This is a genomic window from Herbaspirillum lusitanum P6-12 (assembly GCF_000256565.1).
GTDB lineage: Bacteria > Pseudomonadota > Gammaproteobacteria > Burkholderiales > Burkholderiaceae_D > Herbaspirillum > Herbaspirillum lusitanum.
Genome location: NZ_AJHH01000583.1, coordinates 1 through 7,776, shown reverse-complemented (window position 1 = coordinate 7,776; position 7,776 = coordinate 1). Strand labels below are relative to the sequence as shown.

The window sequence follows — 7,776 nt, the reverse complement described above, 5'->3', positions numbered from 1 at the left end:
AAGTCGCGCGACCTCGAAGTCGGCATGCAGCTGGCGCAGGACCTGCGCACCAAGGATGGCGTTCTGCTCATTGTGCGCGATGCCACCATCACCGCCAACAATATCTTGCAGATTCGCAAGTTCGAGCAGCTCGACGGATCGTCGCTCGAGATATCGGTCAAGATCCTGGACAACGCGGCATAGCCTCTCAGTTCACTCATCCGAAGGTCAACATCATGCTGGAGCAAATAGTTGCTGAACGGTCGCCGCGGACCTTGTTGCTGGTAGACGACGAGACCAACATCCTGTCGGCGTTGAAGCGCTTGCTGCGTCAGGACAAATACGACATCGTCACCGCCAACAACGGCCAGGAAGCCCTGGAGGCGCTCAAAAGCGGGCCGGTGGACGTGATCGTTACCGACCAGCGCATGCCCGGCATGACCGGCGTGGAATTTCTGCGTCTGGCAAAAGAATCCTATCCCGACACGGTACGGATCGTGTTGAGCGGCTATACGGAATTGCAGTCGGTCACGGATGCGGTCAATGAAGGCGCCGTGTATAAATTTCTGACCAAGCCGTGGGATGACGGGCAACTGCGTGGCCACGTGGCGGAAGCGTTCAGGCGCAAGGAAATGGCGGACGAAAATCTCCGATTGCAACAGCAATTGCAAATGGCAAACCTGGCGCTGGAAGAAACCAACAAGGAGCTCGACAAGCTGTTGAAGGTGCAGGAAGAACGCATCGAGACCGATGAAGTCAGCTTGAGGATCATCCATGAAATCCTTGAGCACCTGCCGACGCCGATATTGGGCATGGATGATGAAAAGAACATCGTCTTCGTCAATGCCGCGGCGCAATCGCTGTTCGGCGAGACGATGCTGCTGCTCGGCATGAAAATGGAGGGGGCGACTCCCGCTCTGGAACCGGCGTGGGATCTCAGCAGTGCGGAAGTCGACATCAACAGCCGGGTCTACAAAGTACTGACCCATCCGATGGGACGCAACTCGCGATCACGAGGCAAGCTGATGACCCTGATCAAACTAACCGACGACTGACAACCATGCCTTCCACCGCTATCTTCCTGGAAATCCCTCTTGATGACGCCGCGCCGGGGATGACCCTCGCGCAGGCTGTCTTTGACGAAGGAGGCGTGTGCCTCATGGCTTCCGGCAGCGTGCTCACCGACAAGTCCATCCAGGCGTTGAAGAAGCGCGGCATGCACGCCGTGCAGATCGTGGCGCCGCCCAGCGACGAAAAAAAGGAAGCCTTGCTCGCAGCTTCATTGGCGAGGCTGGACGAGTTGTTCATGCATAGCAAGGACAACTTGCCGAACCTGAACTTGCTCGAATGCCTGCGTCGCTATCGGCGGGAGACGATGTCATGAGCGGGGTGACTGAGCAGGATATCGCCGATGCCGTCTTACGCCTGCCGGCCTTGCCAAATATTGTCCTGGAGCTGATCCATGCGCTGGACAACAAGGACGTAGACACGCATACCCTGGCGCAGAAAATCTCCTACGACCAGACGCTGACGGCAAAAGTGCTGCGATTGGCGAATTCTTCGTTCTACGGCATGCAGAGCAAGATTGGTTCGATACCGCACGCCATCGCGGTGCTGGGTTTCAACAGCGTGCGCTCGCTGGTGCTGGCGGCAGCCGTGGTCGACACGTTTGCAAACCACGCCGGCGAGGACCTGGATCATGCCCACTTCTGGAAACATGCCATCGGCACGGCATTGTGCTCCAAGGTGATCGCTGCGCATTGCAACGCCAATCAGGACCAGTCCTTCATCGCCGGCCTGCTGCACAACATCGGCAGGCTGGTGTTGGCGACTTGCTCACCGTTGCGCTATCGGGACGTGTTGCAAAGATGCGCACAACATAACGAGGATTTGCTGGCGGCGGAGATCCATGTATTCGGGATCGATCACAAAACGGCCGGCAAGGCGGTGCTGGAGTATTGGAAATTTCCTGCTGCGATCGTCGGGACGCTGGTCTCCGGGAAGGAGGAATCGCCGGCGCAAGGACATGCTGCAGCGATCGCCGCCGTCGCTGACGCGATCGCCTATGCCCTGGACCTGAGCGGCGGTCAATACGACCGCGTGCCGTCGATTCCGGTCAGCGATTGGGACAGGCTGGCATTGAAAGAATCTGTCTTGCTGGAGATTTTTGCAACAACGGAAACGCAATTCGAAGAGGCGTGCGCGATTCTCGGAGCGACGGGAAAGGCATGATCAGCCGATTTTATTCATTTCAAGGAATACGCCGTGTCATTTGTTCAACCTCAGCAGGCCTTGCTTGAACCGCAAATATCCGAGTTTTTCGACGGTTGCCCGGTTCCCGCATTTGCCATAGACAGCCATCACGTCATTACCCATTGGAACAAGGCGTGCGAACATGTGCTGGGCGTGCAGGCATCGCAGATGGTCGGCACCAGGAACCAATGGAAGCCGTTTTACCTGTACGAACGCCCGGTGCTTGCGGATCTCATCGTGGCCGGATCGCTCGAGAACGTCGTCGGCGTCTATTATCATGACGACGACAAGTTTCGCAGTTCGGTCGTCATCCCCGGCGCGGTCGAAGCGGAGCGATTTTTCCCTCATCTGGGTGAATCCGGCCGCTGGCTGTATTTTTCGGCGGCGCCTCTGCGGGCGCCGTCCGGACAGATCGTCGGCGCCATCGAGGTGCTGCAGGATATCAGCGCCCAGAAGACGGCAGAGCTGGACTTGCGACGCATGCACCAGGAGCTTGAAATGCTGGTCGTCAAGCGCACGCACGAACTTGCCGCTACCAACGCCAAGATGGAAGAAGACATCTTGCGGCGCACGGCAGCCGAGGCGGAGCTGGTTCGGCGCAACGCGGAGCTCACCGAACTCAATCGCAAGCTGTCCATGACTCAGGAGCAATTGATGCAATCGGAAAAGCTGGCGTCGATCGGCCAGCTTGCGGCCGGTGTCGCGCACGAAATCAACAATCCGATCGGCTACATCTTTTCCAATTTCAGCACCCTCGAAACCTATATCGGCTCGTTGCTGAGAATGCTGGGCGCATATGAAGCACGGGAGCGCGACCGCAGTTCGGAGTCTGCCGCGAAGGAGCTGGCTGCGGTGCGGGACGAGGTCGAGATCGATTTCCTCAAGGAAGACATCCCTGCCTTGATGAGCGAATCCCGCGAAGGCATCACCCGCGTGCGGAAGATCGTGCAGGACCTCAAGGATTTTTCGCGCGCCGATACCGCGCTGGAATGGCAATGGGCGAATTTGCACCAGGGAATCGATTCGACGTTGAACATCGTGAATAACGAAATCAAATACAAAGCCGATGTGATCAAGAACTACGGCGTGTTGCCCGATGTGGAATGCTTGCCCAGCCAGATCAATCAGGTGGTCATGAACCTGGTCGTGAATGCGGCGCACGCCATTGATGGTGCGCGGGGCACGATTACCATCACGACCCGGGTCGTTGACGCTGACGCGGAGATAGAAATCGCGGACAACGGTTCCGGCATTGCGCCGGAGAACCTGTCGCGGATATTCGATCCGTTTTTTACCACCAAGCCGGTCGGTCAAGGGACAGGCTTGGGATTGTCGTTGGCGTACGGCATCATGCAAAAGCATCAGGGCAGCATCAATGTGACGAGCATCCTGGGCGCGGGGACGACGTTTACGCTGCGATTCCCCGTCCGGCACGACGCTGGCGACGATGATAGCCAAGGAATATCCGGAAATCCATGAGATACGACTTCTGAATTTCCTGATGCCGCGGCTTGGCTGAAACAACTACTCTGGCAACAGGCGTGGTCGATACGGTGATCCGAGTTGTCGGCGATCGCACATAAACAAGCAGCCGGGAGGAGCATGTCTTTTCATTCTGGATTGGTGGCGTTGGCGCTCTGCCTGATGGCGGGGCAGTGCCACGGGCAGACGAAGCCCGCCGGGCCGGCGATGCCGATGGCAAAAGCGGGGCAAACCAGCGAGGCGGCCGATGCCGCCTGGCTCGACGACATGCAGGCACAGGTCGGGAAAGCCAGCGTGCACGGACAGCCCTGGCCGGGACCGCAATCGGGACCGTCGGCGCGGGCAGGGGTGACGGTTGCGGTACTGAGCGAGGATTTGAGGAACGGCGGCATTCTGGGCGTGGTCAAGGGTATCAGCGAGGCGGCCAAAGTCATCGGTTGGAACACCAAAGTCATCAATCTCGGGGGGACTTCCGCCAATCGTAGCGCCGGTTTCGCTGCAGTGGCCGGTTTGAAGCCGCAAGGCGTGATTTTCGTCGGTATTGACGCCAAGGAGGCACACGCCGAATTACAGGTGCTGGCGAATCAGAAAATTCCCATGGTCGGCTGGCATGTGGGACCGCAGGCCGGTATCCCGGCCTCGGGGCCGGTGGCGATGAACGTATCTACCGATTCGCTGGAAGTCGCACGCATCACGGCCATGGCGGCGGTGGCCGGTTCGCGCGGCAAGGCCGGCGTGGTGATTTTCACCGACAGTCGTTTCGAGATCGCCAAAGCCAAGGCCGAGGCCATGGCAAGCGTCATCAGAGCCTGCAAGGGATGCACGTTGCTGGAAATCAGGGACGTCGCGATTTCACGCAGCGCGGAACTGATGCCCGGCGCCACGAGAGAGCTGCTCCGCCGTCACGGCAAACGCTGGACCCATGCATTGGCGATCAATGACATTTACTTCGACTACGCCGCTATCGAACTCACCAAGGCAGGGCTGCCCAGCAATGCCGTCGATATGCTGTCCGCCGGCGACGGCAGCGCAGCGGCATTCCTGCGTATCCAGGCGGGGACGTTCCAGACCGGCACCGTTGCCGAGCCGCTCAATCTGCACGGCTGGCAACTGGTCGATGAACTGAACCGGTTGTTGGCGCAACGTCCGGTGTCGGGTTTCCTGTTTCCGGTCCACCTGGTGACCACGGCCAATATTGCATTCGATGGCGGCTCGCTGCTGCAATACGATCCGGACAACGCATACCGCGACGTTTACCGTCGTATCTGGCAGCGCTGAGCAGGCGAGAGGGACGCATGCATTTCAAGGCTTTCCAGCTGTGGCGGCCGCGGTTGCTGAAGACCCAATTCCTGTTTGCGATTTCGGGTCTTGCGGTGCTGATGCTGGCCGGCGGCCTCACGGCGATATACGCGTTGCATTCCGCCGTTGCCGCTACCAAATCTCTGGCGGAGGACCGTTTGCTGCTGATGCAGCAAGCGCAGGATTTAGTCGAGCAGACTTTCCTGATCGAACGAGAAGCTTATTTGCTGTCAAGCGCATCCTCCGTTGCGGCGACGACGGCAAGTTACGCGGAGATCGTCAAACATGTCGAAGCGGTCGATCAACTGGTCGATCAGTTGGCCAAGGGAGGCGACGACGTCGCCGTCATCGATTTGCACCAGGCGGCGCAGCTGTTTCGCAACACCGCCAACATCATGGCGCAGTTGCGCGAAAGTGAACTGCGTACACCCAAGTTGCCGCCGGCCCGACTCGCCCAAGGCGGAGGCCGGGAGGCTGCCCCGGTGGTGCCATTTCGGGCTGAGCTGCACCGGCAATCCAAGGCGCTGGTGGATTCCGCCCGGCAGCAGTCGACCCGGTTCACGCAGGACTATCGCGTCGCGGTCCGGGAGCTGGCCGAAACGTCGGCACGCAATCAACGCTGGATCACCGGTTTGCTGGTCGTCAGCTTGACGCTGGCATGGTTGGTCGGCCACGGCTTTCTGGGACGGCAGGTGCTGGCGCGGTTGCAGAAGGTCAGTCATAGCCTGCGCCATGGCGATCCTGGCGACGCTCTTTGCAAGGTGCCGGTGCATGGCGCTGATGAAATCGGCGAGATGGCGCGCGCGGTGGAGCAGTTCCAGGCCGATCGTGTGCAGTTGGCGGTCGCCAACCAGACCTTGAAATCGGAAAAGGCGCGGCAGGATGAGTTGATTCGCAAGCTGGCGGATGCCCAGAGTCAGCTGCTGCAATCGGAAAAAATGGCGTCGATCGGCCAACTGGCGGCGGGTGTTGCTCACGAGATCAACAATCCGGTGGGCTTCGTCAACTCCAATCTCGGGACATTGCAGCGCTACGTCGATGAAATCATGGCGCTGTTGTCAGCCTACGAGCAGTCTGAAGCAGAGATGCCGGAAGAAATCCGGCGTGCGCTGGCTGGACATAAGGCGCGCATCGACCTCGATTTCCTGCGCGAAGATATCGCCAGCGTATTCAGCGAGTCGCAGGACGGGCTGCAGCGAGTGATCCGCATCGTTCAGGATTTGAAGACTTTTTCGCACGTCGATGAAGCCGAAAAACAATGGGCGAATCTGGAACAGGGGCTCGACAGCACGCTGAACGTGGTGTCGCATGACCTCAAATACACTGCAGAAATCGTCAAGGAATATGGCGGCATTCCGGACATCGAATGCCTGCCGTTCCAGCTGAACCAGGTGTTCCTCAACCTGTTCGTCAATGCCGGTCAGGCGATCGAGGGGCGCGGCCGCATTGTGTTGCGGACCGGCCATGATGAAGACCAGGTCTGGGTGGAAGTCGAGGACAGCGGCAAGGGAATTCCCGAAGCCGATCTGGAACGGATTTTTGAACCGTTCTTCACCACCAAGCCCGTGGGGACCGGAACAGGCCTGGGACTCTCGCTTTCTTACGGCATCGTCGCCAAACACGGGGGAAAGATCACTGTGCGCAGCGAAGTAGGGAAAGGAAGCGTGTTCCGGGTCAGCCTGCCGAAGCGCGGCGTTCTGTCGCCACCGTGATCCAGCAGCGGCGTGAGCCGGGCAAGGTCATTTCCGCAGGTTCAATTCTTGAGCGCCGCTTCCACCGCCAGCGCCATCGACAGCAGCCGATGATCGTGGCCGCCCGGCGCTGCGAGGCTCAGTCCCACCGGCGCATTCCCGGAGGCATGGCAGGGCAGCGAAATCGCGCAGCCGTCGAGGAAATTGATCATGGTCGGATTGCGCAGGATCAAGCCGTTGGCGGCATAGTAGGCGTCGTCGCTGGCTTGCAGGTCGGCGATCTTGGGCGCGACGATGGGCACGGTCGGCATGATCATGGCGTCGAAGCCGGCCAGCTGCCGTTCCACGGCGGCGATCCAGCGGCGGCGGCTGTGGATGACGTCGAGCAGGTCGGCGGCGCCCATGTCCTTGCCGCGCTTGATGCGCGACACCACGCGCTGGTCGTAGGCCGCTTCGCGCTCGGCGATCAGCTTGCGGTGCCAGGTCCAGGCTTCGGCGGCGGTGAAGCCGCCCTTGGCGTTGATCGAGGCCAGTTCGCTGAAGGCGTCGATCTTGCTCTCGACGATCACGGCGCCGCGCGACAGCGCCGTTTGCAGGGCGGACGCAACCTGTTCATCGATGCCGTCCAGCACCACGTTGGTCGGCATCAGCAGGCGCAGGCCGCGTAGCGGATGCGCGACCGGCGCGACGTAGGTTTCACCGGCCAGCACCGCATCCATCTTGGCGCAGCACGTCACCGTCGGCGCCATCGCGCCGATCGAATCGAGATATTCGGACAACGGCAACACGCCTTGCATGGAGACCCGGCGCGCGGTCGGCTTGAAACCGGTGAGGCCGCACAGCGCCGCCGGAATCCGGATCGAACCGCCGGTGTCGGAACCGATGCCGGCCACCGCCATGCCGTCCGTCACCGAAATCGCCGCACCCGACGACGAGCCGCCGGGGATACGACCACTACCAACGTCGCGCTGCCACGGATTGCGCGGTGTGCCGTAATGCGGATTGATGCCCAGGCCGGAGTAGGCGAATTCGGTCATGTTGGTGCGACCGACGATCACCGCGCCGGCGGCGA

7 protein-coding genes and 1 pseudogene are annotated in these 7,776 nt (G+C 60.3%); 7 read left to right on the top strand and 1 reads right to left on the bottom strand.

The features are described from left to right. The 7 genes and pseudogenes from HLUSI_RS0119355 to HLUSI_RS0119325 all read left to right on the top strand — a co-directional run. A pseudogene (locus tag HLUSI_RS0119355) lies at positions 1 to 183 on the top strand (HD domain-containing phosphohydrolase); the annotation flags it as partial. Positions 184 to 215: 32 nt separating this feature from the next. Beyond that, positions 216 to 1,034 (top strand): response regulator, encoded by an 819-nt coding sequence (locus HLUSI_RS0119350; RefSeq protein ID WP_050977744.1) that lies wholly within the window; start codon positions 216 to 218, stop codon positions 1,032 to 1,034. A gap of 5 nt (positions 1,035 to 1,039) precedes the next feature. Further along, complete coding sequence (locus HLUSI_RS0119345) at positions 1,040 to 1,363, top strand: hypothetical protein (protein ID WP_157137921.1); 324 nt, start codon at positions 1,040 to 1,042, stop codon at positions 1,361 to 1,363. After that, positions 1,360 to 2,211 carry an HDOD domain-containing protein gene (locus tag HLUSI_RS0119340; RefSeq protein ID WP_016835518.1) on the top strand — a complete coding sequence of 284 codons (852 nt, stop codon included), beginning with the start codon at positions 1,360 to 1,362 and terminating at the stop codon, positions 2,209 to 2,211. The genes HLUSI_RS0119345 and HLUSI_RS0119340 overlap by 4 nt, the downstream gene beginning before the upstream one ends. A gap of 33 nt (positions 2,212 to 2,244) precedes the next feature. Beyond that, positions 2,245 to 3,711: an ATP-binding protein gene (locus HLUSI_RS34665; protein ID WP_269147430.1), complete on the top strand. Its 1,467-nt coding sequence runs from the start codon at positions 2,245 to 2,247 to the stop codon at positions 3,709 to 3,711. 165 nt (positions 3,712 to 3,876) lie between these two features. Further along, entirely contained in the window at positions 3,877 to 4,992 is a 1,116-nt protein-coding gene (locus tag HLUSI_RS0119330; protein ID WP_414087166.1) for a substrate-binding domain-containing protein, read from the top strand. Between the two features lie 17 nt (positions 4,993 to 5,009). Further along, positions 5,010 to 6,725 carry an ATP-binding protein gene (locus tag HLUSI_RS0119325; RefSeq protein WP_016835514.1) on the top strand — a complete coding sequence of 572 codons (1,716 nt, stop codon included), beginning with the start codon at positions 5,010 to 5,012 and terminating at the stop codon, positions 6,723 to 6,725. Positions 6,726 to 6,766: 41 nt separating this feature from the next. On the opposite strand, the gene HLUSI_RS0119320 is transcribed toward HLUSI_RS0119325, so the two are convergent. Then, positions 6,767 to 7,776, bottom strand: a 1,010-nt coding sequence (locus HLUSI_RS0119320) for an amidase (RefSeq protein WP_016835513.1), incomplete at its 5' end; no start/stop codon positions are given.